Consider the following 26,342-nt stretch of genomic DNA (forward strand, 5'->3'; position numbering starts at 1 on the left):
TTGAAGGCGTTGGTCCATGACTTGCTACTGCAATACACAATGCGTCATGCACTAGCGCCCATTCACGAAATATATTCCAGCACTTTTTCCATACCGGTACTTCTCGATCCTTTGATCAACAGCGTAGCCTGTTGCGGCTGTTGCGCCTGCAACCACTGGCCTGCTTCGGCAGCCGTAGCAAAGCTTTGGTAGGGGTGTTGCAGCTTTAAAAAATCGCCGCCCACCAACACTACATGTTGCCAGGCATATTTGTTTATTTCAGCCACCAGTTGCTGGTGCTCGTCCAGGCTTTCTGCGCCTAGTTCAGCCATGGCACCCAACACCAATATTTTGTGGTCGCCCGCGGCACGGGCCAGGTTTTCCACCGCCAGCTTCATGCTGCTTGGGTTGGCATTGTAAGCGTCGAGAATAATGTTGTTGCTGCCGCGCTGCACCAGTTGCGACCGGCTGTTGGTTGGCGTATAAAGCTCAATAGCCGATTTGATTTGTTCCGACGGCACGCCAAAATGCAGCCCTACTGCTGCTGCCGCCAACACATTGGGCAGGTTGTATCCGCCCACTAGTTGCGTGTTTACCTCTTGCTGCAAACCTTGCGTAAACGCCACTGCTAAAAACGGGTCGCTTTGTGCTACAGTGCCCACTACGTTTGCGGCATTGGTGCCGTAAGTAATGATATGCGCAATGCCGCCGCTCATTTCTTTTAGGTAATCATAATCCTGCATCACAAAAGCGGTTGCATCGGGCCTGGTTCGCAAATAATCAAACAACTCGCCCTTGCCTTTCCGCACACCTTCTACGCCGCCAAAGCCCTCGAGGTGCGCTTTACCGCAATTGGTGATGAGGCCATGCGTGGGCTGTGCAATGGTGCAATACAGTTCGATTTCTTTTTGGTGGTTGGCGCCCATTTCAATAACAGCCATTTGTGCATCGCTGCGGATCTTTAGGATGGTGAGTGGCACGCCAATATGGTTGTTCAGGTTGCCTTCGGTGGTGTAGGTGGTAAATGTGGTGGAAAGTACCCCATGTACTAGCTCTTTGGTGGTGGTTTTACCATTGCTGCCTGTGATGGCCAGAAACGGAATGGGCAGTTGCTGCCGGTGGTAGCGAGCCAGGTCCTGCAACGCCAGCAGCACATCCGGAACCAGGATGGTTTTGCCCTCAATGCTGTATTCCGCTTCATCGATTACCGCATATGCGGCGCCCATGTTCAATGCCTGCTGCGCAAATGCATTGCCGTTAAAACTGGGGCCTTTTAGCGCAAAAAACAGGTCGCCGGATCTTAGTTTTCGGGTATCGGTTTGAACCGAGGGATATTGTTGGTAAATGGAATAAAGTTGCTCCGTGTGCATACGGTGCAAAGGTACCCAAATGGATTTACGATTGAGGTGGTAATCACTGCGCAACGTAGTGACGGTTTATACAAGTATTACAACCAATCGTCAATCCCAAATCGTTAATCCAAAATAAAAAAGCCCTCCTTTATGGGGAGGGCCTACAAAACATTGAAGGGAAAGACTTTTATCGGGCTTGCCGGCGTGTTTTAAAGAAGTTGCCGGTTTTGCGTTTGTTACCTTCGGGGCTGCCCATGCGGTCCATAGCGCAGCGGAAACCTACGGTGCTGCTCGCCTGGTCTTCTTCCATATAGCGGCGTGTGCCGGGGCTGAGCCAGTAAGCACGGTCGTTCCAACTACCACCTTTGAATACGCGGCTCTTGTCGCTTACCAGGGTAGTTTGGCCATAACCGTACGATGCAGTGGAAAGCGAGTCACCATCCAGGAAGTTGATCACGTTACCGCGCTGATAGTTGCGGCGGCTGCGGCTTTCTTCATCGGTCACCTGTACCATTTTCACACGGCCGGTGCTGTCCACTTCGGCTTCGCCGCTTTCATTTTTATACAACTTCATGAACTTGTTACCACGGAAAGGCGATACGTCGTCGGCATCGAGCATGGTCAGCGGACGGTAAACGTCGGCTACCCATTCGCTAACGTTGCCGGCCATGTTGTACACACCAAAGCCATTGGGGTAAAATGATTTAACCGGGGCAGTGTAAATAGCGCGGTCGTTCAAACCACCGGCCACACCGGCGTTATCGCCTGAGCCGCGTTTGAAGTTGGCCAGGAACTGACCGTGCCAGCTGCCGTGCTTGGTTTCACGCAGGCCGTTTACGTTTTGGCTCCATGGGTACACTTGCTTTTGCGAAATCAGTTCCTCGCCACGCTTGCCTTCTTTAACCGAAGGGCGGGGGTTGTTGTTGATCAGGCCATAAGCGGCGTATTCCCATTCTGCTTCAAATGGCAGGCGGTAGTCGGGCAGCAGGTAGCCGTCTTCCATCGAAACGGTAGTACGGGGTGTGCCCTGCGGAGTTTTCAAGCCCGCTTTTTTAGCGTCTTTGCCCGGCTGTGCCTGGTACAGGCCCAGCAGGTAAGATTTTGTGGTAAAGTTGTTTTCCTGCTGCTGGCCCTGGATGCCTTGCTTGGCAACCAGTCCTTTGTTCATCAGGATGCCTTCGTTTACACGGTCGGAGCGCCACAGACAGAAGTCGTACGCCTGCCTCCAGGAAACGCCCACCACCGGATATTCGTTAAAGCCGGGGTGACGGAAATAATATTCAACGAGGGGTTCGTTGTAGCTCAGCTCACTGCGCCATACCAGGGTATCGGGCAGTGCGGCGTCGATTATGCGTTTGTTGTTTTCGTCCGCTTCGGGGTCAAATACGCGGTGCAGCCAGTGCAGGTATTCGCGGTAGTGCACGTTGGCCACCTCGGTGCGGTCGATATAAAATGAGGGAACCGTAACACGGCGGGGAATGTTGTTCCAATCGCCCATTACGTCTTCTTCGGTTTGGCCCATGGTAAAGGTGCCACCCTGAACAAATACAAGACCCGGTCCGGTTGCCTGGTCTCTGGATTTGGCCACCTGGTAGCCGCCCATGTTTTTGTCGTCGTAGTTCCAGCCGGTTACATCCGATTTTTCCTTTTTCTTGTTAAACAGGCTGCAGGATGAAAGCAGCACCGTTGAGGATAGCAGGATTAGAAAATTTTTCACTTGCATGTTAAAGAGTTTGTCTTTCAAAAGGACACCAGAAATATTGGTGCGGTGCCCCGGAAACCCAAGTTTTGTAGTGAAATAAACGGCAGGTTTTGCCCTTTATTGTGGCCCAAAACAAAAATTAGGGACATCGCCCGGCGAATATAATCAGTTTGGCTAAAATCTTTAATGCGACCCCTGAAAATGTTGATGAATGGCGGTGTGCTGTGAATAAATGAGCTGTCTTTAAGGAGAAAATACAAGCCTTTTTTCTGCCATATAAGTGTTTGCACTGATGGGCTTTCTACGCAGCTGTTTTAGAACAAGCCGTTCGGATGCCAGTTGCTCAGCGGAGCGTTCGATTTTGGTTTGTTACAGCTGCCCAAAACGTGAAGCCGTTGATTTGGTTGAGGAAACATATTTTTTCTTTAACAAAACAATAAAAAAGTGCGGCTGCCGTTGAAGAGGGCAACTTGGCAAAGTAAAATCCAGAGTATCCTGTGCGGGGTCAGTTGCCGGCTTGTTGAGGCTGGAGCAAACCCGGAAGTTGCTGCATGCATTATTTTACCTGCCGCATTTTAAAACCCTATAATTTCGCCAACTCTTCCTCATGACAATCGCTTTAAAAATGAGATCAACTGCTCTGAAGGCTGCCGCGCTATGTTCACTTTTGATTGCGGGAGCTGCCCACTCTGTGAAAGCTCAGGAAAGAATCAATATTGTAACCACTGCCGTTCCGTTTTTGCGTATTTCGCCTGATGCCCGTGCCGGCGGTATGGGCGACCTGGGCGTGGCTACCAGCGCCGATGCGGCTTCTTCTTTTTTCAATTTGGGCAAAGTGCCTTTCAATACCCAGCGTGCCGGTGTAAACGTAACCTACACGCCTTGGCTCAAAAATCTGGTGAACGATGTGTACATGGCATCGGCATCGGCTTTTTATAAACTCGATGACCTGCAGGCCATTTCCGGTTCGCTCCGCTATTTCAGCCTAGGCAACATACAGTTTACCGACCAACTGGGCAACTCGCTGGGCTCCAACACACCCCGCGAATTCGGTATTGATTTCGGTTACTCACGCCGCCTTTCCGACCAGATTGGTTTGGGTGTGGGCATTAAGTACATCAACTCGGCGCTGGCCACTGGCCCCGCTGCCGGTGGTGGCAATTACAAAGCCGGTAGCGCTGTAGCCGCCGACCTTGGATTTTACTATAACAATACCGACGAACTGGGCGACGGCTGGGCATTTGGCGCAGCACTGCAAAACCTGGGTTCGAAAATTGGTTATACCGACAATACCGATCAGCGCGACTTTATCCCATCGAACCTGGGCCTGGGAACTTTTTATACCAAGGTGATTGACGAGACCAACAAGATCTCATTTGGTGTGGATGTAAACAAACTGCTGGTGCCTACGCCACCGGCGGTAACCGGCGACCCGGCTGTGGACAATGCCGCTTACACCGCTTACCGCCGCAAAAGCACGGTTAGCTCCTGGGTTTCATCGTTTGGCGATGCGCCGGGCGGCATGAGCGAAGAGCTGCGTGAGTTTTCTGCATCGCTGGGTGCCGAGTATATGTACAACAACCAGTTTGCGGTGCGTGCCGGTTATTTTTACGAAGACAAAACCAAAGGCAACCGCCGCTACCTTACAGCCGGCGTTGGCGTAAAATACAATGTGTTTGGCCTCAACTTTTCGTACCTGCTGCCTACGGGCTCGGGTGTAAACCAGAACCCGCTGTCGAACACGCTGCGTTTTTCGCTGGTGTTTGACCTGGATGGCGAAGCCGCAGAATAAGGCAAAACGTACAAGTCAAAAACCGAAAGAGGTCCTGTTTACACGGGGCCTCTTTCTGTTTTTGGCTTTTTACTTTTTACTTAACCCGATAACTGGCCTTTCTTTGCGCAAAACAAAGAGACATGGGATTCAGAATTGGATTAGGCGTTGATTTTCACCAACTGGGCGAAGGCCGTAACCTGATGATCGGCGGCGTACACATTCCGCACGACAAGGGCGGCATTGGCCACAGTGATGCCGATGTGCTGCTGCATGCCATTTGCGATGCCATACTGGGTGCCGCCGCACTGGGCGATATTGGTGTTCATTTCCCCGACACCAGCGCCGATTATAAAGACATTGATTCCAAAATACTGCTGCAGCGCACTGCCGACCTGATTCAAAAAGAAGGGTACCGCGTAGTGAACGTTGATTCTACGCTTTGTTTGCAGGAACCTAAAATCAAACCCTTTGTACCGCAGATGCAACAAGCTATTGCCGGCATTTTGGGCATTAGGGAAAAAGATGTTTCCATAAAAGCCACCACCACCGAGCAAATGGGTTTTGTAGGCCGCAAAGAGGGACTGGTGGCCTATGCCACGGCGCTGCTGGAAGGGTAGGAACAGTTTGAACGTTCACGGGTGCACAAGTTGGTTGAAAGGGCAGTTGTTTGAAAACTGCGTGAGGTTATAACTTGTGAACTTGTGAACCTGTGAACTTTTAACGAACCCGCCACCCGCGAACAGGCAAACCCGAACTCGATCACCCTATCTTTGGCGCAATGCCCCTGAACGTAAAAATCATCAACCGATCCGGCAACCCGTTGCCTCATTATGCCACTGCCGGCGCTGCCGGTATGGACCTGCGGGCACACCTGCAGGAGCCTATTGAGTTGGGCCCGCTGGAGCGGGCCCTGGTGCCCACCGGCATTTTTATTGAACTGCCACAGGGCTACGAGGCGCAGGTGCGGCCACGCAGCGGGCTGGCCATCAGGCAGGGTATTACCTGCCTCAATTCGCCGGGCACCATCGACAGCGATTATCGTGGCGAGATTAATGCTATTCTCATCAACCTGTCGGCCGAGCCACAAACCATCCACAACGGCGACCGCATTGCCCAACTGGTGGTGCAAGCCGTGGAGCAGGTGCAGTGGCAGGAAGAAGAAATTTTATCACCAACAGAACGGGCTGCCGGCGGCTTTGGTTCTACGGGAAAAAAATAAACTTATGATGCGCATTTTATGCATTTGCGGTATGGCGGCACTCCTGGTTTCGTGCCGCTCCACGCGAAAAATACAAACGGCCATTTCGCAAAAAGATACCACCGCAACCACCGTAGTGGCTCCGGTGGCCGAAAGCGACTCGGCCCGGCAGGTGCGCCAGGTATTTCGTACGCTGGACTCCGGCCGCATTGATTTCAAAACGTTTTCGGCAAAAGTAAATGTAGACTACCGCGATGCCGATGGCAAACGTTACGACCTCAATGCTAATATGCGGATGGTACGCGACAGTGCGCTTTGGGTTTCGGTAAATGCCATCCTGGGCATTGAGGCGTTGCGCATGCTCATTACCGCCGATTCGGTAAAAGTGCTTGATAAGCAAAATAAAGTGTACACCGCCCGACGCATCGATTACCTGCAGGAGGTAACGGCACTGCCTTTGGATTTACGCACCGTGCAGGACCTGCTGATTGGCAACCCGGTGTTTGTAGACAGCAACGTGGTTTCGTTTAGCCGCAGTGCAGATGCACTTTCGCTGGTTACTTTGGGCCAATGGTTTAAAACATTATTGAATGTGGCTGCTGCCGATTTTTCGCTGCAGCGCATTAAGCTCGATGACGCCAATATGTCGCGCAGCCGCACTGCCGAACTGGGCTACAGCGATTATGAAAGCCGCACCGGGCGCCGCTTTGCTACCAAGCGCCGCATTACCGTGGTGGAAAAGAAAAAGCTGGACATCGCACTGGATTTTAAGCAGTACACATTCAACGAGGAAGTAAGTTTTCCTTTCTCGGTTCCAAAGAATTTCAAGCAGCCATAAAATTTAAGCGGGGCTGCGCCGTTAGTAGTGAACCTTGTAAATGTTTTTGAATGAAGAAATGGAGTGCTTTGCTGTTTTTTCTTTTTGTAGCCGTTACCTCCTTTGGGCAGGTAGTGGCCGACCGTAGCCGCATGGAGCGGGAACGTGCCGCCATTCAAAAAGAAATCAGCGAAATACAATCGCAATACACCAAAGTAAAAGGACAGCGCAAAGAAACCCTGGGCCAACTGGCCATTTTGCAAAAAAAGCTGGCCCTGCAAAACCAGTACATCAACAACATCAGTAAGGAAATAAAGGTGGTGAATGATGAAATTTACCTCAGCACCCTGGAGATCAACCGGCTGCAACGCCAGCTGGATACCCTGCGCCAGCAGTATGCCCGCAGCGTAACCTATGCTTATAAAAACCGCAGCAACTACGATTACCTGAACTTTATTTTTTCTGCATCTTCTTTCAACGATGCATTGAAGCGGGTAAAATACCTGAAAAGCTACCGTGGCTACCGCCAGCAGCAGGTAGATGAAATTGTGCAAACGCAGCACCAGATCGAAGACCGCAAAAACCTGTTGCTGGGTAAAAAGAACGAAAAAAATGCAGCCCTGGCCAACCAAACAAAGCAACAACAAGTGCTGGCCGAGCAGAAAAAAGAAACTGATGTAGTGGCCAACAAACTGCGGTCGCAGGAGTCGAGCCTGTCGAAACAGCTGGCCGAAAAACGCAAACGCGACCAGCAGCTGAAAGGCGCCATTGCCGCCGTGGTGCGCCGCGAAATTGAAGCGGCCCGCAAACGTGCCGAGGAGGAAGAACGGCGCCGCGTAGCTGCTGAAAAAGAACGCCTGGCAAAGGAACGTGCCGCAAAAGTGGCTGCCGATAAAGCCGCCGCTAACAAAGCCGCTGAAGCCCGCAAAAATACCGGCACCGCCGCTGCCACACCAGCCCCGGCTGTGGAAGAAGAGGAACCGGTGGTGAAGGCCACACCGAGCAAGCCGGTAAAAAGCTACCTCGATCTGAACGAAAAAGACGTGGCGCTAAACGCAGGTTTTGCCAACAACCGCGGCAAGCTGCCCTGGCCGGTTGACAATGGCGTGGTGAGCATTCCGTTTGGCACTTCAAAAGTAGGCTCCCTTACATTCGATAACCCGGGCATCACCATTGGTACGCCATCGGCAGGCGCCTCGGTAAAAGCGATATTTGATGGCGAGGTAAGCTCCGTAGCCAACCTGGGCGATGGCATGACGGTGATGGTGCGCCATGGTAAATACTTTACGGTGTACAGCAACCTTTCATCGGCCACAGTGAGCAAAGGCATGGCCATTAAAACCGGCCAGGTAATTGGCCGCTCGGGCCCCGCCGAAGATGGCGCTGGCGGACAGATTGACCTGCTGCTGATGGTGGAAAGCAAGAACGTGAACCCGGAGCCGTGGCTAAGGTAGGAGGGATGATGGATGATAGATGGTGGATGATAGTAGGGAGATAATAGTTGACAGTTGATAGTTGACAGAAATATAGATCAGGTGTTTTCCTGATCAACTCAATAAAATAGATAAGCCGCTCAATGAGCGGCTTATCTATTTTATTGAGTTTTATATTTTCGGCTATGCATTCGCTTTAGGCTTCTTTATTTCTTATCCACCAACTTCGAATCACTTACCCGTCATTGCGAGGCGCAACAGCGGCTAATAATAAAAATGCACCTGGTGCGCCGAAGCAATCCCCTGCACTAAAGCGAAAAGCACCGGCCGATTTGCAAGTTTTCTAATTCACTTTAGGAGATTGCTTCGGCGCACATCATTTACTCAACTACAAAACCACCGCTGCGCCTCGCAATGACGGCCACTGTCGCCAAAGCAGCAGGGTTGTAAAAACACAGCTTTTGCAAAAACAACAACTCCCAAACAACAAATTATAAACTCCTAACTCTGTACTCCCGACTGCCAACTATCAACTCCCAACTGGCAACTCCCAACTACCAACTACCAACTTCCTCCCTACACCACTGCCTTTTCCAAAAACCGCTCATACAGCGCTTCATACAGCGGCACAATGTTGTGGATATCGAACTTGCGGGCATGTGCCGAAGCGCCCTGCTTGAACTGCTGCAGCGTTTCGTCGTCGGTTAAAATAGAAATGGCTTTAGCAGCCAGCGTATCCACATCGCCAATATTGGCCATGTAGCCCGTCACGCCTTCTTCAATCACTTCGGGCAGCCCGCCTGCATTGGTGGTCACCACGGGCACGCCGGCCGCCATGGCTTCCAGTGCCGCCAAGCCAAAACTCTCGTAATCCGACGTCAGCAAAAACAAGTCGGCAATGGCCAGGATGTCTTCCATTTGCTCCTGCTTGCCCACAAAGCGGATATCATCGCAAATACCCAGGCGGCGGCCCAGGTCCTCGGCCACGGGCCGGTCCGGACCATCACCCACAAACAGCAGTTTGCTTGGTATTTTTTTACGCACCTCGTTAAAGATCAGCACTACATCCTGCACCCGCTTGATGCGCCTGAAGTTCGATGCATGCAGCAGCACCCGTTCGCCGTTGGGCGCAATTACTTTTTTAAAAGCATCAATGGGCTTGCGGGCAAAGCGCTCCACATCCACAAAGTTGTGGATCACCTCAATGGGCTTTTTAATATTAAAGGTGCGGAACGTTTCATCGCACAGGTTTTTCGATACTGCGGTAATGGCATCGCTCTGGTTGATGGAAAAAGCCACCACTGGTGCGTAGGTTTTGTCTTTACCCACCAGCGTAATATCGGTACCGTGCAGGGTAGTAATAACAGGTATGTCGATGCCATCCTGCTCCAGAATTTTTTTAGCCATGTACGCCGCCGATGCATGCGGAATGGCGTAGTGCACATGCAGCAATTGCAGGTGGTTGTTTTTGATCACATCCACCAGCGTGCTGGCCAGCGCCGTTTCGTAGGGCGGGTAATCAAACAAGGGATAAGTGGGCACCTGCACTTCGTGGTAAAAAATATTGGGCACAAACACATTCAGCCGCACGGGTTGCTGGTACGTAATAAAGTGCACATGATGGCCTTTGCCGGCCAGCGCTTTGCCCAGCTCCGTTGCCAGTACGCCGCTGCCGCCGTAGGTAGGATAACAAACTATGCCGATGCGCATAAGTGTTGATGATTGTTTGAATAACGTGAATAAATGCTGCCATTTTTGTTGCCGGCTGCAGCGCTCCGGTGAAGCTTTGCTTGCGACGCTCCATTCATCTTCCTGCACGCTATTGGTCAGGCAACATTAGGCTTCGCTGCAAAAGTAGGCCCAGTTTCCGGCCCATCATTAAATTATTGTACAGGCGGAATCTTTACTTTTAAAGCTGATTACACTTTCACATGAAGCGAATACTTTTTTCCCTGGCACTATGCAGTGCTTCTTTTATGTCTTTTGCCCAAAACAAAGATTCCGTTTTTCTGAGCCGCTTGGCCAACGAAGTGCTGCACAACAGCCGCGCCTACGAAAACCTGCGGGTGCTGACCAAAGGAATTGGTGGCCGACTGGCCGGCTCGCCGCAAATGGTGCAGGCCGAAAAATGGGGCCTGAAAGCAGTGCAGCAGGCCGGTGCCGAAAAGGCCTGGCTGCAGGAGTGTATGGTGCCGCATTGGGTGCGTGGTGGTAAAGACGAAGCTACGGCCCTGAACGTGCCGCTGGCCAACGGTGCCCGGCGCGGTGCACGCATGCTCGATGTGGTGGCACTGGGCAACTCGCTGGGCTCCAACGGGCGGCTCACTGCACCGGTTATTGAAATCAAATCGTTCGATGACCTCGAAGCCAAAAAGGATTTGGTGCGGGGAAAGATCGTTTTTTACAACTATGCTTTTAATCCAACTTTTGTAAAAACATTCCAGGCCTATAGCGATGCTAATACCTACCGCAGCACCGGCGCCAGCCGCGCTGCCAAATACGGTGCAGTGGGCGTTATTGTGCGCAGCTTAAGCCATAGCGTCGACAATCACCCGCACACCGGCGGTATGCGTTACGATAGTGCTTATGCGAAAATTCCGGCCCTTGCCATTGGCCTCCGCGATGCCGACTGGATGAGCAGCCAGCTGGCCAAAGCACCGTTCAATGTAGCCATGCGCACCAACGGCCGCTTTTTGCCCGACACTATTGGCCACAACGTGATTGGTGAACTAAAAGGCACTGAATTTCCCAACGAATACATAACCGTTGGCGGCCACCTTGATAGCTGGGACAACTGCGAAGGTGCACACGACGATGGCGCCGGTTGCGTGCAAACCATCGAGATATTGCGGGCATTTAAAGCATTGGGTTACCAGCCCAAACGCACCATTCGTTTTGTGTTGTTTGCCAACGAAGAAAACGGGCTGCGCGGCGGCACCAAGTATGCCGAGGAAGCACAGACCAAAGGAGAAAAACACATTTTTGCGCTGGAAAGCGACGCCGGTGGATTTACACCCCGCGGTTTTGGTTTTACCATTACCAACGATAAGTGGGCAAAAGTGCAGGAGTGGCAAAGCCTGGTGGCACCCTACGGTGCATCGGAGTGGAGCCTGGGCGGCGGTGGCGCCGATATTGGCCCGCTCAACCGCACACAAGGCACGCCGGTGGCCGGTTTGCAGCCCGACTCGCAGCGTTATTTTGATGTGCACCATGCCCGCAACGATGTATTTGAAGCGGTGAATAAACGAGAGCTGGAACTGGGCGCTTTGAACATGGCCGCACTGATATACCTGGTGGACCAGCACGGGCTGTAAGCAGAGGAGTTTGAAGTTTAAGGTTTAATGTTTAAGGTTCTTTAACTTGTTCAATGAGTTTGATAGGTTCAATTGTTGCAATGGAAAAACTCAGTGAACAGCATTGAATCAATTGAACGAATGGAACCCATATAACCTTAAACATTAAACCTCAAACCTTCAACGTATTTGTAACTTAGTTTAACCAAACACAAACCATATGCAATCTGCACCGGCGCGGGATTATAGTAGGGCAGGCCGTGCGGCCCGCCGTATTTTTTCCACCATATTCCTGCTCATTATTCTTGGACTGGGCATTTTCTTTTACTGGAAATATTTTTATACCTACAGCAGCGGCAACCGCTATGGCTTGTTGCAGAAGTTTTCGCACAAAGGCAACTTGTTTAAAACTTATGAAGGTGAAATGATCCTGAGTTCGGTGCGGTCGAACAACAACATTGCGCTGGCTTCGGAAAAATTCTTTTTTTCTGTAGCTGATGAAGGTGTTGCCAACAAGCTGATGAACCTGCAGGGCAAGGAAGTAACGGTGCATTACAAAGAAAAAAATGGGGCACTGTTTTGGCGCGGCGAAACACCATACCTTGTAGACAGTGTTGTATCGGTGGAGCAAAACAATCCTAATTAGGGCTTCATGAAGAGAGCGGGTGTGATCAACACCCGCTCTCTTGTTTATATAGCTAATTCAATCGTTTAACGTGCTGCATTTGCTGGTCGTGTACGCATTGCAATTTGCTTGATGGATCAGGAGATGCCGACATGCGTCGGCATGACAACCTGAAAAGTTAGGTATGTATTTGTAATGCCGGAGCGTTCCTTTTCCTACACACCAATTAAAAAAATCGCGGGCCGCTTGTGCAGTTTCGGCGTGGCTGCTTTCCACTGTTGCGCGGTTTTGGTTTGTACGTTTTCAGTAGGTGCGGTAAGATCTACCGCTACGCAAATTTTTGTTTGCGGCGCCAGCAGTTTGGTGAGTGTTTCCAGCAACTGGTTGTTGCGGTAAGGGGTTTCAATAAAAATTTGCGTGGTGCCCCGCTGTCTTGATTCAGCTTCCAGTTCTTTGATCATTTTGGAGCGCTGCGCCACATCGATGGGCAGGTAGCCTACAAATTGAAACCGCTGGCCGTTCATGCCGCTGGCCATCAGGGCCAGCAAAATAGAAGACGGGCCTACCAAAGGTTTTACCACTGCACCCATTTCCTGTGCTATGGCTACCAATGCCTGCCCGGGATCGGCTACGCCGGGGCAGCCGGCCTCGCTGATGATGCCGATGGTTTTGCCCGTTTTGATGGCCTGCACCAATGAATTACGAACATCGGGTGTTACTTCCTGCATGTTGTGCCATGCATAATCATCAATCACCATTTCTTTCCACAACAACTTCAGAAAGCGGCGGGCAGTGCGCTCCTGCTCCACAAAAAACGCACTGCATTGTTGTATATGCGGCAACAGGTATTGCGGCAAACAATCAGTCTGGCCTTCGTGCAGCACGGTTGGAATCAGGTATACAATTGCAGACATATGCGATTTACGATTTACGATTTACGATTTGGGATTTACGATTGTAGCTGACGCCGTTATAAAAGCATTCACCATTCACGATTGACGTTTCACGTTTGACGAACACACCACAATGTTGCAAAAATCGTCAATCCAAACTCCCAAATCGTAAATCCTTTCAGGCTTTATCCACTGCGTGCAAACTCAGTGTAGCGGCCACTACGGCATAAGCAGGCGCCAGCACCCAGCCCACAACGGGCACGCCGTGCATGAGGTAAAATACAGCGCCGTTGCCAATGGCCAGCCCGCGGTGGCGGCCAATAAAATCAATGGAAGCAGTCATGGAAAGCTTGGCCCGTTCGCAGCTGTAATCGATCATCGAAAAGCCGTAATAATAGCACTCAACGAACAAGGCAATGATGGGTGCGATCCAGCCGGCCAGCGGCACCAGCGACAACAACAGCAACGACACCGCATACACCGTTTGCCACAAAGCGTTGCGCAGCGCCATTACCGATCCGCGCCAACTGTCTTTCAGTAATTGCTTGAACGAAAAAGGAAAATCGCGGCCTTCGAGTATGCTTTCTGTTTTTTCGCTGAGGTAAGCAAACAAGGGCGAACCGATGATGAGGAACAGGTATTTAAACAAGGAAAAATAAAAGAACACCAAAATAAGCCGCAGCCCTATGCCGGCCATTACAAACAAAAAACTCAGGATCTCGCTGCTTTGCTCCTGCAGCCAGCGCTCCAGCCCAATGCTGCGGCTAAGCAGCGTTACGGCATCGTTGGCCGAGTGCCAAAAAAAGTACATGCCCGTTACAAACAGCAATGCATACACAATACCCGGAATAAGGATCCACTTCCACAACCGGTGCTCTTTAATGAACCTGTGGGCCTGTGCATACGACTGAATGGCGATAACGATTTCTTTGAGCAAATACTAAGTTTTGGGCTAAATATATCAAAAACAAAACAGTATGGCTGCAGGCATTTGCACATCAAAGGAATGCGCCACGTCAGCGGACCACAACTATTCTGTATATAACAGCCATTGGGTATTTAAATTGCGCAGCATAAATAATGATGGCTCCATTGGATATAATGAACCTGCCCAAACTTCCGCTCCCTTTTTACCTGCGGCACGATGTGGAGTATATAGCCCGCGAGCTGCTGGGCAAAGTGCTGGTTACGGCATGGAATGGCGAACTTACTGCAGGCCGCATTGTGGAAACAGAAGCTTATGCCGGCGAAGTGGATCGTGCATCGCATGCATACCGCGGCCGCACGCCCCGCACTGCTGTAATGTATGGCGCCGGCGGCGTGGCGTATGTGTACCTGTGTTATGGATTGCACCAGATGTTCAATATTGTTACCAACACCGAAGGCATGCCGCATGCCATATTGATCCGTGCAGTGGAGCCGCTTGTTGGCGTGGATGTAATGCTGCGGCGTACCGGCAAGAAAGTACTGGATCATTCACTTACCCGTGGGCCGGGCAATGTAGGCAAGGCCATGGGTCTTCATACATCACAAACGGGCTGGTCGCTGCACAGTGATGAAATGTTTATTGGCAGTGACGGTTTTTTGATTGGCGAAAAAGACATCATTACCACGCCCCGCATTGGTGTGGCTTATGCCGCTGAGGATGCGTTGCTTCCGTACCGGTTTTTGGTTCGGGGCAACCCGTTTGTGAGTGGTAAGAAAGTTCCGGATGTTGGATCGTGTTGAGGACTTGTAGTTTGCAGTAATGGGCTTTTGAGAGCTGTCATGCCGAACTTGTTTCGGCATCCCCTTGTGCTGAGATAAACTCCGCGAAATGTAGGAGATGCCGAAACAAGTTCGGCATGGCAACCCTAAAGTTCAAGAACATTACTCGATAGCAATAGGGTATAAAAAGTAGCCCATTTTTTATCGCGACGCCAATCTTTTGCCAACATAAGCTTGGCGTTTTCCATAAAAAAACAACACTGTACTGAACCAAATGCAAAGGTTCAGTACAGTGTTGTTGTATAAGGTTGTTTTGAGTTTTTATGTGCTACTTCAAAACTTTATTGTTTGATCACTACCTGTGTAGCCACTAATATTCCCGAGGTATCGAATATGGCAACAATGTAGGCACCGTCGGTAAAATCAGCCAGCGAAATGGAGATTTCGTTGTAGCCCACAACAACGTTCAGTGGCTGTTGCAATAATTGTTTGCCATTCACATCCATCACCAATGCCTTGCCTGTAAAATTTACCGGCGACTGAAACTGCAGCTTGAATGCACCATTGGTTGGGTTGGGCGTAACCTTAACCGAATTGATTGCTTTAAGCAACTCCGAATTGGCATCGCTGCCCGGAATGGCCTGCGGTGTAATGTGATAATTGGTGGTCACTACCTGACCATCGGGGTTGGTGATGATGAGGGTGTAAGTGCCGGCAGCTTTGTTGCGGGTGTTGAGGCGTACTTTTATTTCGGTGGGGCTGATAAACATAACGTTGCTCACCGGTATGCCGCCGGTCGATTTTACCGAAAGCCTCTTGTAGCCCGGCCCGTTTCTATCTGCGCCAGGGTCAAAAAATCCCGACCGGTCAATGGATAGTCCTTTAATAGTTATCACCGTATCCCGCCTGCTTGAGATGAGCCCCAGCGGCATGGGTGTGGCAGGAGGCGGCGCTTTTAGCTGCACGGCCCGGGTGCCGTAGCTATCATCCACATTGGTATATTCCTGGAAGGTCCATAGCGTTTGGTCGTCGTCGGGGTCTACCACCGTTTGGCTGTAGTCGCCCCAGCGGCCAATATAGTTTCCATACACCAATGCATACAGCGCTTTAGTGTTGGTTGCCCGCATGGGTGCATTGGTGGTTCCCGCGGCATCGCCGGCAAAGCGGTCCGCCACAAATACATTGAGTCGTTTGTTAAATGCTGCGGTAGTTCCGCCCAATAGCGCATGTCCCTGGCCGTTAGCCATGATGCTGGGGTTGAAATACTGTATGGCCCGCCGGCCACTGGGCTTGTCATCGTGCACCGTACCGTACTGGCTGATGGAAGGACGGGAATAGATATTACCGACTTCATACCATCGCGATGCAGTGCGGGCTTCGGCAACATACGCATCATCGGGTACAAAACCCCCGGCACGGTTTACGCCAATGGCATGGGCCGTCCACAAGCTGCTGGTGCCGGTAATTTTATTTTTATGAATATTGGCCACCAGCAATCTTCCATCCAGTGCATCAATGGGCATAGGGCTGCCAATGGCCGTTACATCGCGTGGAAAATTAAACGGCTGTACCGGCAGTTCGCCAACCGTTCCGCCGGTGGGTATGCCAGATGCATTGAATGAAATAGAAGCCAGCGATAGCGCATCTGTGGTTACCGAGAGGCCGGCGAAAAAGCTTTGCGAAGCAGCCGGGTCGTCGTTGTGTACGCCCTGCGGTACAAACATGCCGCCACCGGTAAACGTGACGTTGGAAATGCCACCCAGTTTTAATCCATAGATCACCAGTTGTCCGCGGGTCAGCCTGCGTTTATCCAGTAAAAAACCGACAAACTGAACCGAGTCAACCGTAAAACCATTGGGGCTAAAAAAGTTTACACCACCGATCACCACTGCATTGCGGTCTACGCCCATGCGCGGAAAATCGAGAAAGGGCGCCAAGGGCGCTGCCGGGTTGTAAGGAATAACGGCGCCTGCACGAAACCGGTAGTACAAAAAGCTGGTCGACTCATCGAGCCGCTCGGCATCGCTTACCGCCAGCATAATGTAGTTGTTGGCTTGCTGCGCGTTTACCTCCATCGCACTGAAAAACCAGCGGCGGGTAAGCCGGTCGAACCGTACATGCGGGTCCACTGCATAGCTGCCTGCAGGTAGCGCCGGTGCAAAAAAATCATCCAGCAGCATAAAGATTTCTTCCGGTGCATGTTTGCGCGATGTGCCTTTTGGCGTAGTCATTGCCTTTTCGGTTACGCTTCGTTTTTCAAACACTTTGATGCTGGCATTGGTGGCCACCACCACCTGGCTGCCGCTTACGGCGCCGTTGGGGTCCGGCGGGGTCATATAAGGTGCTTCTTCAAAAGAGGCCGCCAGGTAGTTGGACCATACATTGGGTGGTACATCATCTTCGGCGGCATCGTCTGCTTCATCTCTGTCATCGGCGGCCTCGGCCCGCGACAGGCTTTCTTCGGCATCATCGCCCATGTTTTTTTCAACGCCACCGGGTTTGAACTTCTTAAACTTCCGGTATTCCATTTTGTAGCGTATGGGTGTGCGCATTACCGGGGGGCGGGTAGCATCCATGGTGCGGGCCTGCTGTGTGGCAAATGTTTTTTTGCGGATGGCATTTTCGCCATACACCGCCTGCAGGTCGGCTTTCTTAAGTTGTTGGGCAAATGAGGGAATACAAAAGATCAAAAATGCTGGCAGTAAAAAGTAGAAGATTCTTTTCATAAACGTTAGCGGTATTGGGTGAAGAAATAAATAGACGGCTGAAAAGAATAGGGCAGGCAGGCTAGGGCAGGAGCTTCAATGGTTGATACAATGTACAATAAAAACTGTTGAACGTGCAAGCGTTTTTTGTAATATTTATAGCTTTTGTTTTCAGTCTTTGAGGGTCGTTGAGCTGCTTAAACGGTAGGCTGTCTGTTGCATTTTACCGTTAGGCAATTATAGCGGGATTGGCTGCGGCGCATGGTTATGCGAAAACAAATTTTTTGGCCCGGAGCAGGCGAAATATATTGTAATCTTTTACCAGATCGTTTGCCTGCATGAAAAAAGGAAGGCCCCTTGTTTTTATTGTTTCTTCGGTATTACTGTCCCTTGCATTTTATTTATGGAACCCCTTTGGCGCAGCGGCCGATGCCAACCGCGTAATTGCCATTGGCGTATTAATGGTGGCGTTGTGGCTCACCGAATCGTTGCCCATGGCGGTAGTGGCCCTGTTGCCGCTGGTGTTGTTTCCGCTGCTGGGCATAGCGCCGCTCGATACCACGGCCACATCATTTGCCAATCCGGTGATCTTTTTATTCATGGGTGGTTTTATGATTGGGCTGGCTATTGAAAAATGGAACCTGCACCGCCGTATTGCCCTCAATATTGTGCGCCTTACCGGCACCAGCGGTAACCGCATCGTGCTGGGTTTTATCCTGGCTACCGGCGGCATTTCCATGTGGCTGAGCAACACGGCCACCACCATGATGATGTTTCCCATTGCCCTTTCGGTCATCCAGGTGCTCGACGAGCAAAAGCCCGAAGGCCGCATGGACCATTTTGCCCTCACCATGATGCTGGCCATTGCATTGGCCTCCAATTTTGGCGGCATCGCCACCATCATTGGCACGCCGCCCAACGTGGCGTATGCAGCTTATATGCAAAAAAAATACGGCGCCGGCCCAGGGTTTTTCAACTGGATGATGTTGTGTATGCCGCTGGCCATTGTGCTGCTGTTGCTGCTGTATGTGGTAATGGTAAAATGGCTATACCCTAATGGGCTGAAAGCAAGTGTGCAAACCAGCGGCGTGATCCAGGGCGAACTGGCGAAACTGGGCAACATGACGGTAGCCGAAAAGCGGGTGCTTGGTGTGTTTGCCCTCACTGCTTTTTTGTGGATCACCAAAGACCTGATCAATAAAACCGGGGCGGTAAAACTCGACGACAATATGATTGCCATTGGCGGCGCCATCCTCCTGTTTGCGCTGCCGTCGGGGAAAGGAACCGCGCTGCTGGAGTGGAGCGATACCCGCAACATGGCCTGGGGCATTTTGCTGCTATTTGGCGGCGGCATTGCGCTGGCCGGTGCGTTGGAGCGGGCTGGGCTGATCGAACAGTTGGGCGCCTGGTTTGCGCAGTTTGCCGGCAACGGACTGCTGTTGGTTTTGCTTGTTACGCTGATTTCTGTTTTTTTGAGCGAAGTAATGAGTAATGTGGCGCAGGTAATTGTATTTGCACCGGTGGTATCGGCACTGGCTGATGCGCTGCACATAAATCCTTACCTGTTGGGCATCCCCATGACGCTTGCCGCCTCCTGTGCTTCGATGCTGCCCATGGGCACGCCACCCAACGCTATTGTATTTGCCAGCGGCTATATTAAACTGCACCAAATGACCCGCGTGGGCCTGGTGATGAACCTGATCTCCATTTTCCTCATCACACTGTTTTGTTGGTACGTGCTGCCGTTGGTGATGTAGGGAGGAGTCGGAAGTCCGAGGTCGGAAGTCGGAAGAGGAAGTGTGCAGAATTGAAAAGTCCTCCAGGTTTTGAAAGCGACGGCTTTCAAAACCTGGAGGACTCTTTATTGTAAAATCAAATCAAATTTCTTTCGGCTGTCTCTTGCCTCTTGCCTCTCGTCTTCCGACTTCGGACTTCCAACTTCGGTCTTCTTAGAACGTCGGGCAATTCAGCTTCCGTGCATTCGGGTCGCGGTGCTGACGGATGTAGATGAGTGATATTTCCGAGCCGCCCCGCATGTTGGAGGCTGGTTTCAGTTTTGAGGTATTTACATCGTAAGTGGCGCCCAGGTGAAACTCGCCAAACTGCAGGCCCACGTAAGGGATAAACGAGTCGCCTACGCGGTACCAGGTACCCAGGTACAGGTTGGTAGGGTTGGTGGGATCGGCGTTCAGGTTCATCATGTACGCACCGCCAAACACGGTGTTGGTGGCATTGGCCTGGCGGCTATGGTTGGCACTGAAATGCAGGGCATCCAATCCGCCTTCAATGGGGTGCATATAACCCGCCTGGAATGTAATGCGCGGCTCCAGCAGGTAGTTGCCGCCGCGGAACGATTCCTTGGGCCGGTTGATGTGGTACATCGATACGCCGGCGTACATGTTGTTGAGGCCGTTGGTAGTGCCGTTGTACAAAATGCCCGCGTTTACATCTACATAAGCCACATTTATTTGCTGCGCCGAAAAAACTTCATTGGTTACACCGGTAAAACCCAGCGAGGTAAGCTGGTCTTCAAACTTGAGGCTGGTAATGTCGAGGCGTTTGTTTACAAAAGTACCCTGGAAGCCCACGCCCAGTTGGTGGTATCCATCTTCATCCAACCCTTTGTGATAAGCGGTAGAAATGCCGAGGAACGTGTTTTTTAAAATGCCGTTGCCGCTTTGGTCCTGAAACGCCAGCAGGCCCACGCCAAACTGGTCGATCTCGGGAATGCGGTTTTTTAAAATGCCCGCATCGATTGAAGCCGTGTAGGTGGTAAATGCATTATTGATGGTAGGCCACTGGTTGCGGTAGTTGGCCGCCACACGCAGGTCGCCATTAAATTTACCGGTAAGTGCAGGGTTTAGTGTGAGGGGTGAGGCAAAGAACTGTGAAAAGTTTGGGTCTTGTGCCGATGCACACAGGCCCAGCAAACACAGCGAGATTACGGTTAAAAGCTTATTCATTTTTCGCACAAGAGTTAGGAAGTTTCAAAGTACGAAAAAAAGAACGGTACCAAAAAACGAAAATAGATGTGTGGAGGGCAGGAACTCGTTCTATGCCTGTATTTTAGCGCCAAACGCCAGGTCGCCGGCATCGCCCAGGCCCGGAACAATATAGCCCTTTGCAGTTAGCTCATCGTCGATGGCGCCGCACCAGATGGTGGCCAGCGGCACTTGGCGCCGCACATACTCAATGCCTACAGAGCAGGCAATGGCGCAAACGATATGAATGCTTTTAGGATCGCCTTCCTCTTGCAGGTACTGCACCGCTTTGGCCAGCGAGGCGCCAGTGGCCAGCATGGGATCCGAAACGATCAGGATGCGGTTTTCAATCTCGGGAGAAGAGAGGTATTCGATGGCAATTTCAAAATCGCCGTCCGCATTGTGTTTGCGGTAAGCCGAAATAAAAGCGTTGTCGGCTTTGTCAAAATAATTAAGCAAGCCCTGGTGCAGCGGCATACCTGCACGGAGCACGGTGGCCAGCACAGGCTGTTCGGACAGGGTGTGGCACAGGGCCGTGCCCATGGGTGTTTGCACTTCCCGCTCTTCGTAAGCCAGGCGTTTGCTGATCTCAAAAGCAGCCACTTCGCCAATGCGTTCGAGGTTGCGGCGAAACCGCATCCGGTCGGTTTGTACCTGCACGTCCCGCAACTCTGCCATCCAGTTGCTTACCAGCGAATGTTCCCTGCTTAAGTTAATGATCATGATGTTGGCGATTTTTCCCGGCGGCAAAGCTAAGGGATAGTTGGCAGTTGGAGGATTGGAGTTGACAGATGGGAGTTGGCAGTTGGTAGTTGATAGCGGTATGGTGCTATTGCTGAAATGCTTTGGCCCATCCGTCATTGCGAGGCGCAGCGGTGGCATTGTAGGTAAATGGGTTTCCCGCGCCGAAGCAATCCCCCATTTGCCCAAGTGGTTTGAACGGGCTGATAGTATTGGAGATTGCTTCGGCGCACCACTTTTCCCTAACTACATTACTGCCGCCGCGCCGCGCAATGACGCTTCACATTGCTCAACAGCCCGCTAAAGCAATTTACTCACTAAAACTCCCGACTCATAACTATCAACTGTCAACTATCAACTCCCATCCGTTAACTGTCATCTCCCAACTTCCCACCTACGCTTATCTTCGCGGCATGGTGTATAAAGTCATTGGTTTGATGAGTGGCTCTTCACTCGACGGGCTGGATATTGTCTTTACCGAACTGCATGTAAATGGCGGCAAATGGAGTTTTGAAATAATAGCCGCTGAAACTTATCCGTACGATGCACACTGGCAGCAACAGCTTCAGGATGCACCGAAGCTTTCGGCCATTGATTACCAGTTGTTGCATACCGCTTACGGCCATTATTTAGGCGCAGCCGTCAACCAGTTCATCGAGGCGCACAACCTGCACTACCAGGTGGCTTTGGTCGCCTCGCATGGACACACCACTTTTCACTTGCCGGCCCAGCGCATGACGGGCCAGTTGGGCGATGGCGCTGCCATTGCCGCCGCAACCGGGCTGCCGGTGGTGAGCGACCTGCGGGCCCTGGATGTGGCCTTTGGCGGGCAGGGTGCACCCATTGTACCCATGGGCGAAAAACTTCTTTTTTCCGATTATAACCTCCTGCTCAATATTGGCGGCATTGCCAACCTCACGGTAAATAAGGGTGGCGAGTACACTGCATTTGACATTTGCCCAGCCAACCGCGTGTTGAACGGGCTGGCCCAAACAGCGGGCCAGGAGTTTGACGCTGGTGGTGCCCTTGCTGCATCCGGCGGCATAGCTGATGCCTTACTGACCCAACTGGATGCCTTGGAATATTATGCGCTGCCGGCGCCCAAATCCCTGGCCAATACTTTTGGAACCGATGTGGTGTTGCCCATGGTGGTGTCGGCGGGCTTGCCTGTGCAGGATGCTTTGCGTACCTATGTGGCCCATGTGGTGGCCCAGGTGGTGCGGGCAGTACAGGGAGGGGGCCAACAGCCGCAGGGCAGTAAAATGCTGGTTACCGGCGGCGGTGCGTTCAACGATTTTTTGGTGTCCGAACTAGCCAATGCCCTGCAACCGCTGGGTATAGAAGTAATGGTGCCGGAATCCAACGTGGTCAATTTTAAAGAAGCCTTGGTCATGGCCTTGCTGGGCGTGCTGCGCTGGCGGCAGGAGGCCACGGTGCTGGCTTCGGTTACTGGTGCCAGCCGCGATTCGATCGGCGGCGCGGTGTGGATTGGCCAGGAAGCCTAGCGTTCTATATAACAACCTGACGCTCCTGTTCAGAAAATTTTTGCCGCTCAAACAGCATTTTTGCCGCTGGTGGTGTCTGAATATATATCACTGGTGTTGCACCGCTGAGGTTGAAGGCTATAAAGTTTGTGTTTACACCCATAACTGCTGCTTCGGCCGCTAACGGGCCGCGGCCCTTTGAAAGGATTTGTATTTAAAAGAATTGATGCTAAAAGAAAAAATAAAGGCCCGTTGTTCTGTACCCTTGTTTTTGCTAAATAAGGCGCAAGCAGGTGCCAATATTTTGCAGGGCAGAATATGGTTGTTTGTCTTACTCATTTTAGCATTAACGCAGGCAGCAAATGCGCAAAACGGATTATTTGCCACCCCGGCCGGAAAGGTTTCATTTTTTTCCAAAGCACCCCTTGAAGACATCGAAGCTGAGAACAATGCCGCTTCTTCTTTGTTGAATACAACGAACAACGAAGTGTCGGTGCGGATACCGGTAAACAAATTTGAATTTCCAAACGACCTGATGCAGGAGCATTTTAACGACGACTTTTTGGAAACGGCGAAATACCCGGTGGCAACGTTTAAAGGAAAGATCAACGAAGTAGTGACTTGGAACAAGCCCGGAACCTACACTGTAACGGCAACAGGCGTGCTCAATATCCATGGCGTGGCACAGCAGCGCACCATTAAAGGCACGGTGCAGGTGGCGCCAAACAGCTTGCGGCTGGAGTCGGCTTTTGTGGTAAAACTGGCCGATTTCAATATCAAAATCCCAACCCTGTTGTTCCAGAAAATATCGGAGCAAATTGAAGTAAAGTGTTTATTTGTTTACGGACCATATAAATAGGCAGGAAACAAAACGGTACCGGCTATCCAGGCAACGGCCACAAAGGCTAAGGGTGAATAAATTGTTGGATAGCCGCCGTTTTTCAACAACGGAAGTAACGGTATAGAAAGGATGTTTTTGTTTTTTTAGACCTCTGGTTTTTTTGCTTGCACCCGAGGTTTACACGAGAAAATACAGGAGTACAAAAGGAGCAGACCTGGTAGTGTCTGCTCCTTTTTTTACATCAGTTGAAACCGGTCGCCATCGAACAGGCCAAGGTCGCTTAGCTTGAGGTGCGGGATGACCAGCAACGCCATAAACGAAAGCGTCATAAACGGTGCGGCCAGCGGTGAGCCCAGGCTTTTAACTGCTGCATCCAAATCAGTGTATTGAGCGGCCACCTGCCAGGCATCGTCGGTGCTCATCAGGCCCGCAACGGGAAGCGGCAACACCTGAATGCCTGCATCGGTAGCAACAGAAAGCCCACCCTTTTGTTTCACCACGGCATTGATAGCAGCAGCAATATCATCATCATTTACACCTACGGCTACAATGTTGTGCGAATCATGCGCAACCGATGAAGCCAGTGCGCCGCTTTTTAATCCAAAAGCCTTGATAAAGGCAACGGCAGGCGGTGCATTTCGGTAGCGATTGACTACCACTATTTTCAATACATCTGCTTCGGTGTTGCTCACCAAATGATCATTCTTCAAAGTGGCGGGCAGCCAGAGTTGGTTGGTGATCAGTTGCCCTTCAAGGGCTTCAATTACAGGCATCAATAATTGGTCACCTTCCTGCCGCACCGGGTATTGGTTGGCGGTAATGGCCAGTGCCGCTGCATTTATTTTGTTGCAGGCAAAATGAATGATCGGGTTTGCCCGTGTGCTTCTTTCAATGAGGCTGCGACCGTTGTCTGCTACCAACTTTCCCTGTACGTATGTTTGTAACACTGCAAACTGCTGCAGGTTGTTTACCAAAATAAAATCGGCGCTATCGCCGGGCTGCAGCTGGCCCACGTCGAGGCCATAATGCTGCACCGGGTTGATGCAGGCGGCCTGCAACACATGAAATAGTGGTATGCCCTGCGCCACAGCCCGTGCACACAAATGGTTGATGTGGCCGAGCAGCAGGCTGTCGGGGTGCTTGTCGTCGCTGCAAAACATGATGCGATCCGGATAATCTTGCAGCAGCGGAATAAGGGCCTCAAAATTTTTGGCGGCGCTGCCTTCGCGGATCAGCACCTTCATGCCCGCTTCCAGCTTTTCGCGGCCTTCCGCTTCAGTAAAACATTCGTGGTCGGTGGATGGCCCTGCCGCAATGTATCGGCGTGCATCATCTCCGCGCAGGCCCGGCGCATGGCCGTCAATAGGTTTGTTCCATTTTTTTGCAGCCGCCATTTTTGCCAGCATGTCCGCATCGCCAGCCAGCACGCCGGGAAAGTTCATTACTTCGCTCAGGTACTTTATTTCGGGCTGCGCCATCAGGGCTTCCACATCGGCTGCAGTAATTGCAGCGCCTGCGGTTTCAAAGGTGGTGGCGGGCACGCAGGGCGGCGCACCAAAGTTGAAATGAAACGGCACCGTTTTTCCATTTTCAATCATAAACCGGATGCCTTCCATGCCGCAAACATTGGCAATTTCGTGAGGATCGCTTACCGTAGCCACCGTGCCGTGCACCACTGCCATTCGGGCAAATTCGGACGGCACCAGCAGCGAGCTTTCAATATGCACATGTGCATCCACAAAGCCCGGAAGTGCATACGGCAATGTTGAATCAGGTTCGTTGGTTGCGCTCCATTCAATGCGCTGGATTTTACCATCCGCAATATGAATGGTGCCGGGTTGTATGCTTTGTGCTGCAATCTGTACAATGTTGGCGCTAATGGATTGTTGCATGCCGGGAGTTTGTGCGAAAATACCAACGCAGCGCATAGCCGTCACCAATGTTTTAACCTTGATGTGGCGCATTATTTACCGCACTGAGTTTTTTGTTTTTTACTTAAAAAAAAACCTAATTTGTCCGGCAGTTATGCTAGCCGTTTGCAAAAAGCCAGCGGCATGCCTCCTTTTCAAATCAACTATATGTATACCACCACAATCAAACGTGCCGTACTGGGCGCCTGCATTCTTTTTTCGGGCATGGCCGCAGTTGCACAAACCGCCGACGAAATTATTGACAAGCACCTTACAGCTATTGGCGGCAAAGACGCCTGGCAAAAAATCAACTCCATCAAACAGGAAGGAAATGTGCAGGTGCAGGGCGCCGATGTTGCCGTTTCCATCACCGTATTGCACGGCAAAGGCAGCCGCCAGGATATTGCCGTAATGGGCATGAGCGGTTACCAGATCCTGACGCCCACTGCAGGCTGGAGCTATATGCCGTTCCAGGGGCAAACCAAACCCGAACCGGTTACTGCCGACCAACTGAAAGAAAGCGCCGACAGCTACGATGCACATGGTGCGCTGGTAAATTTTAAGCAAAAAGGCCACAGCGTGGAGTACCTGGGCAAAGAAGATATTGAAGGCACCGAAACCTTTAAACTGCGGGTAACACACAAAAGCGGCAAAACCGAAACCATCTTTGTGGACCCGGCATCTTACTACATTGTGCGGACCATTACCAAGCAAAAAGCAAACGGCCAGGAAATGGATGTTACCACCAATCTGTCGAACTATAAAAAGCTGCCCGAAGGCATTGTGGTTCCCATGAGCATTGGTCTGCCCTTTGGCGAACTTACCATCACCAAAGTTGAGGTGAACCCACCGGTTGATGAAAAGGTATTCAAGCCCGAAAATTTATAACGAGATGAAAACCCGGAGC

General features: G+C 51.3%; 21 protein-coding genes. 12 read left to right on the forward strand and 9 right to left on the reverse strand.

All coding sequences use genetic code 11. From position 1 onward, the window contains the following. Nucleotides 1-62: 62 nt before the first annotated feature. A complete protein-coding gene (locus tag DRJ53_RS14200) occupies nucleotides 63-1,349 on the reverse strand; it encodes a UDP-N-acetylmuramoyl-tripeptide--D-alanyl-D-alanine ligase (RefSeq protein WP_114236317.1) in 1,287 nt (428 codons plus the stop codon). A 169-nt stretch (nucleotides 1,350-1,518) separates the two neighbouring features. Further along, nucleotides 1,519-3,054: an SUMF1/EgtB/PvdO family nonheme iron enzyme gene (locus DRJ53_RS14205; RefSeq protein ID WP_175580757.1), complete on the reverse strand. Its 1,536-nt coding sequence runs from the start codon at nucleotides 3,052-3,054 to the stop codon at nucleotides 1,519-1,521. Nucleotides 3,055-3,658: 604 nt separating this feature from the next. Between DRJ53_RS14205 and porV the strand changes: the two genes are divergently transcribed. The 5 genes from porV (at nucleotide 3,659) to DRJ53_RS14235 (ending at nucleotide 8,276) form a co-directional block, all read left to right on the forward strand. Continuing rightward, nucleotides 3,659-4,825 carry a type IX secretion system outer membrane channel protein PorV gene (gene porV, locus DRJ53_RS14215; RefSeq protein WP_114236319.1) on the forward strand — a complete coding sequence of 389 codons (1,167 nt, stop codon included), beginning with the start codon at nucleotides 3,659-3,661 and terminating at the stop codon, nucleotides 4,823-4,825. 122 nt (nucleotides 4,826-4,947) lie between these two features. After that, nucleotides 4,948-5,424, forward strand: a complete 477-nt coding sequence (gene ispF / locus DRJ53_RS14220) for a 2-C-methyl-D-erythritol 2,4-cyclodiphosphate synthase (protein ID WP_114236320.1) — start codon at nucleotides 4,948-4,950, stop codon at nucleotides 5,422-5,424. Nucleotides 5,425-5,585: 161 nt separating this feature from the next. Then, nucleotides 5,586-6,026: a dUTP diphosphatase gene (dut, locus tag DRJ53_RS14225; protein ID WP_114236321.1), complete on the forward strand. Its 441-nt coding sequence runs from the start codon at nucleotides 5,586-5,588 to the stop codon at nucleotides 6,024-6,026. Nucleotides 6,027-6,030: 4 nt separating this feature from the next. Further along, nucleotides 6,031-6,843: a lipoprotein insertase outer membrane protein LolB1 gene (gene lolB1 / locus DRJ53_RS14230; protein ID WP_114236322.1), complete on the forward strand. Its 813-nt coding sequence runs from the start codon at nucleotides 6,031-6,033 to the stop codon at nucleotides 6,841-6,843. 50 nt (nucleotides 6,844-6,893) lie between these two features. Next, nucleotides 6,894-8,276, forward strand: a complete 1,383-nt coding sequence (locus tag DRJ53_RS14235) for a murein hydrolase activator EnvC family protein (RefSeq protein WP_114236323.1) — start codon at nucleotides 6,894-6,896, stop codon at nucleotides 8,274-8,276. Between the two features lie 555 nt (nucleotides 8,277-8,831). On the opposite strand, the gene bshA is transcribed toward DRJ53_RS14235, so the two are convergent. Beyond that, nucleotides 8,832-9,965: an N-acetyl-alpha-D-glucosaminyl L-malate synthase BshA gene (bshA, locus tag DRJ53_RS14240; protein WP_114236417.1), complete on the reverse strand. Its 1,134-nt coding sequence runs from the start codon at nucleotides 9,963-9,965 to the stop codon at nucleotides 8,832-8,834. A gap of 221 nt (nucleotides 9,966-10,186) precedes the next feature. Between bshA and DRJ53_RS14245 the strand changes: the two genes are divergently transcribed. Then, on the forward strand, nucleotides 10,187-11,569 hold the full coding sequence (locus DRJ53_RS14245; RefSeq protein WP_114236324.1) for a M20/M25/M40 family metallo-hydrolase: 1,383 nt from the start codon (nucleotides 10,187-10,189) through the stop codon (nucleotides 11,567-11,569). Between the two features lie 199 nt (nucleotides 11,570-11,768). Continuing rightward, on the forward strand, nucleotides 11,769-12,194 hold the full coding sequence (locus DRJ53_RS14250; protein WP_114236325.1) for a hypothetical protein: 426 nt from the start codon (nucleotides 11,769-11,771) through the stop codon (nucleotides 12,192-12,194). Between the two features lie 194 nt (nucleotides 12,195-12,388). On the opposite strand, the gene DRJ53_RS14255 is transcribed toward DRJ53_RS14250, so the two are convergent. Next, on the reverse strand, nucleotides 12,389-13,087 hold the full coding sequence (locus tag DRJ53_RS14255) for an SAM-dependent methyltransferase (protein ID WP_114236326.1): 699 nt from the start codon (nucleotides 13,085-13,087) through the stop codon (nucleotides 12,389-12,391). A gap of 157 nt (nucleotides 13,088-13,244) precedes the next feature. Continuing rightward, on the reverse strand, nucleotides 13,245-14,003 hold the full coding sequence (locus tag DRJ53_RS14260; protein WP_114236327.1) for an EI24 domain-containing protein: 759 nt from the start codon (nucleotides 14,001-14,003) through the stop codon (nucleotides 13,245-13,247). A gap of 143 nt (nucleotides 14,004-14,146) precedes the next feature. On the opposite strand from DRJ53_RS14260, the gene DRJ53_RS14265 reads away from it, so the two are divergent. Continuing rightward, nucleotides 14,147-14,794: a DNA-3-methyladenine glycosylase gene (locus tag DRJ53_RS14265; protein WP_241558557.1), complete on the forward strand. Its 648-nt coding sequence runs from the start codon at nucleotides 14,147-14,149 to the stop codon at nucleotides 14,792-14,794. 320 nt (nucleotides 14,795-15,114) lie between these two features. On the opposite strand, the gene DRJ53_RS14270 is transcribed toward DRJ53_RS14265, so the two are convergent. After that, nucleotides 15,115-17,499 (reverse strand): T9SS type A sorting domain-containing protein, encoded by a 2,385-nt coding sequence (locus DRJ53_RS14270; RefSeq protein WP_114236329.1) that lies wholly within the window; start codon nucleotides 17,497-17,499, stop codon nucleotides 15,115-15,117. A gap of 317 nt (nucleotides 17,500-17,816) precedes the next feature. Between DRJ53_RS14270 and DRJ53_RS14275 the strand changes: the two genes are divergently transcribed. Beyond that, nucleotides 17,817-19,235, forward strand: a complete 1,419-nt coding sequence (locus DRJ53_RS14275; RefSeq protein WP_114236330.1) for an SLC13 family permease — start codon at nucleotides 17,817-17,819, stop codon at nucleotides 19,233-19,235. Nucleotides 19,236-19,427: 192 nt separating this feature from the next. On the opposite strand, the gene DRJ53_RS14280 is transcribed toward DRJ53_RS14275, so the two are convergent. Next, a complete protein-coding gene (locus DRJ53_RS14280; RefSeq protein ID WP_114236331.1) occupies nucleotides 19,428-20,441 on the reverse strand; it encodes a PorP/SprF family type IX secretion system membrane protein in 1,014 nt (337 codons plus the stop codon). Nucleotides 20,442-20,531: 90 nt separating this feature from the next. Continuing rightward, nucleotides 20,532-21,182, reverse strand: coding sequence for a uracil phosphoribosyltransferase (gene upp, locus DRJ53_RS14285; RefSeq protein ID WP_114236332.1), 651 nt, complete (start codon nucleotides 21,180-21,182; stop codon nucleotides 20,532-20,534). Nucleotides 21,183-21,613: 431 nt separating this feature from the next. Between upp and DRJ53_RS14290 the strand changes: the two genes are divergently transcribed. Together DRJ53_RS14290 and DRJ53_RS14295 are read left to right on the forward strand one after the other, a co-directional pair. Further along, nucleotides 21,614-22,705 (forward strand): anhydro-N-acetylmuramic acid kinase, encoded by a 1,092-nt coding sequence (locus DRJ53_RS14290; protein ID WP_114236333.1) that lies wholly within the window; start codon nucleotides 21,614-21,616, stop codon nucleotides 22,703-22,705. A 205-nt stretch (nucleotides 22,706-22,910) separates the two neighbouring features. Beyond that, nucleotides 22,911-23,543, forward strand: a complete 633-nt coding sequence (locus DRJ53_RS14295; protein ID WP_114236334.1) for a YceI family protein — start codon at nucleotides 22,911-22,913, stop codon at nucleotides 23,541-23,543. A gap of 218 nt (nucleotides 23,544-23,761) precedes the next feature. Here the strand turns inward: DRJ53_RS14295 and ade are convergent, their stop codons facing one another. Continuing rightward, the gene (ade, locus tag DRJ53_RS14300; protein WP_114236418.1) at nucleotides 23,762-25,417 is read right to left on the reverse strand and encodes an adenine deaminase; all 1,656 of its coding nucleotides are present in this window, start codon (nucleotides 25,415-25,417) and stop codon (nucleotides 23,762-23,764) included. A gap of 186 nt (nucleotides 25,418-25,603) precedes the next feature. Here ade and DRJ53_RS14305 point away from each other — a divergent pair, with 186 nt between their 5' ends. After that, nucleotides 25,604-26,323, forward strand: coding sequence for a LolA-like protein (locus DRJ53_RS14305; RefSeq protein ID WP_123893578.1), 720 nt, complete (start codon nucleotides 25,604-25,606; stop codon nucleotides 26,321-26,323). Nucleotides 26,324-26,342 lie beyond the last annotated feature (19 nt).

Source organism: Paracnuella aquatica (assembly GCF_003332885.2).
In the GTDB taxonomy this organism is placed as follows: domain Bacteria; phylum Bacteroidota; class Bacteroidia; order Chitinophagales; family Chitinophagaceae; genus Flavisolibacter; species Flavisolibacter aquaticus.

What these genes read in the sequence shown, in the direction of transcription:
- ade (WP_114236418.1), bottom strand. Translation starts at nt 25,417, where the DNA reads ATGCAACAATCCATTAGCGCCAACATTGTACAGATTGCAGCACAAAGC.
- DRJ53_RS14280 (WP_114236331.1), bottom strand. Translation starts at nt 20,441, where the DNA reads ATGAATAAGCTTTTAACCGTAATCTCGCTGTGTTTGCTGGGCCTGTGT.
- DRJ53_RS14275 (WP_114236330.1), top strand. Translation starts at nt 17,817, where the DNA reads ATGAAAAAAGGAAGGCCCCTTGTTTTTATTGTTTCTTCGGTATTACTG.
- DRJ53_RS14235 (WP_114236323.1), top strand. Translation starts at nt 6,894, where the DNA reads ATGAAGAAATGGAGTGCTTTGCTGTTTTTTCTTTTTGTAGCCGTTACC.
- upp (WP_114236332.1), bottom strand. Translation starts at nt 21,182, where the DNA reads ATGATCATTAACTTAAGCAGGGAACATTCGCTGGTAAGCAACTGGATG.
- DRJ53_RS14290 (WP_114236333.1), top strand. Translation starts at nt 21,614, where the DNA reads ATGGTGTATAAAGTCATTGGTTTGATGAGTGGCTCTTCACTCGACGGG.
- DRJ53_RS14255 (WP_114236326.1), bottom strand. Translation starts at nt 13,087, where the DNA reads ATGTCTGCAATTGTATACCTGATTCCAACCGTGCTGCACGAAGGCCAG.
- ispF (WP_114236320.1), top strand. Translation starts at nt 4,948, where the DNA reads ATGGGATTCAGAATTGGATTAGGCGTTGATTTTCACCAACTGGGCGAA.
- DRJ53_RS14265 (WP_241558557.1), top strand. Translation starts at nt 14,147, where the DNA reads ATGATGGCTCCATTGGATATAATGAACCTGCCCAAACTTCCGCTCCCT.
- bshA (WP_114236417.1), bottom strand. Translation starts at nt 9,965, where the DNA reads ATGCGCATCGGCATAGTTTGTTATCCTACCTACGGCGGCAGCGGCGTA.
- DRJ53_RS14245 (WP_114236324.1), top strand. Translation starts at nt 10,187, where the DNA reads ATGAAGCGAATACTTTTTTCCCTGGCACTATGCAGTGCTTCTTTTATG.
- lolB1 (WP_114236322.1), top strand. Translation starts at nt 6,031, where the DNA reads ATGATGCGCATTTTATGCATTTGCGGTATGGCGGCACTCCTGGTTTCG.
- porV (WP_114236319.1), top strand. Translation starts at nt 3,659, where the DNA reads ATGAGATCAACTGCTCTGAAGGCTGCCGCGCTATGTTCACTTTTGATT.
- DRJ53_RS14200 (WP_114236317.1), bottom strand. Translation starts at nt 1,349, where the DNA reads ATGCACACGGAGCAACTTTATTCCATTTACCAACAATATCCCTCGGTT.
- DRJ53_RS14270 (WP_114236329.1), bottom strand. Translation starts at nt 17,499, where the DNA reads ATGAAAAGAATCTTCTACTTTTTACTGCCAGCATTTTTGATCTTTTGT.
- DRJ53_RS14305 (WP_123893578.1), top strand. Translation starts at nt 25,604, where the DNA reads ATGTATACCACCACAATCAAACGTGCCGTACTGGGCGCCTGCATTCTT.
- DRJ53_RS14250 (WP_114236325.1), top strand. Translation starts at nt 11,769, where the DNA reads ATGCAATCTGCACCGGCGCGGGATTATAGTAGGGCAGGCCGTGCGGCC.
- DRJ53_RS14295 (WP_114236334.1), top strand. Translation starts at nt 22,911, where the DNA reads ATGCTAAAAGAAAAAATAAAGGCCCGTTGTTCTGTACCCTTGTTTTTG.
- dut (WP_114236321.1), top strand. Translation starts at nt 5,586, where the DNA reads ATGCCCCTGAACGTAAAAATCATCAACCGATCCGGCAACCCGTTGCCT.
- DRJ53_RS14205 (WP_175580757.1), bottom strand. Translation starts at nt 3,054, where the DNA reads ATGCAAGTGAAAAATTTTCTAATCCTGCTATCCTCAACGGTGCTGCTT.